The 679-nt window shown below is 44.2% G+C and carries 1 protein-coding gene; it reads left to right on the top strand.

Annotated features, from left to right (window positions below; all coding sequences use genetic code 11):
- The coding region (locus tag ACWYVB_RS24115) for a hypothetical protein (protein ID WP_457530440.1) at window positions 1-679 on the top strand (679 nt) is incomplete at both ends.

Here is a 679-nt window from a genome sequence, read left to right on the forward strand (position 1 = left end):
GTTGACTTAGACCAGCAAGCAACCTTGAAATCACTAGACACCGCAACAGCACTCACGCTTTCCTCTCCACGTTATATTCCTGCGCGAAAGGGAATGTTAAAAACCTCAGCTCAAGGCTATTTGAGATTAAAATTGGTTGAACAGGTCAAATCAACCGCTTCAGACATTGTTAAGGCGCTGGCCAACAAAATTGCAGACTCTTCCCAAAAACTGCCATGCAACGACATTGCACTTAAAGGTTCCGCCGATTCCATCGCCTCTAAGCTGACTCAACGCTACTTGTTTGGTCATGTACGCTTTTACGACATTGAACCAATTCCAGAAGTCCCGACATTGAGGAACAAAGACTTAAGCGCTTTATGTGAACGTCACCTTCTCGATCGAGTAAAGGAGCATTATACGTCTCAGTACCACCGCTACAGATTGTGGGACGGAAGAGCCATCGCTCTATTTTCTAGCTACCTGTTTGATATCAAAAGTGAAGAGCATCATTTCTTCGATTCTAAGAACTTAATTCATCTTCTGGATAACGGCCCTGAGCCAATCACAAAAGAGTGGTTTAAAGATGAATGCATCGAATGTTGGGAAGCGCTTTATGTAGATGGCCCACGTTATGCTTATACCGAGCTTGCCTACCCTGACGACAGTGGTGTCATTTTTGAAGAATACGTACCACTAG

Source organism: Vibrio sp. JZG10 (assembly GCF_054064075.1).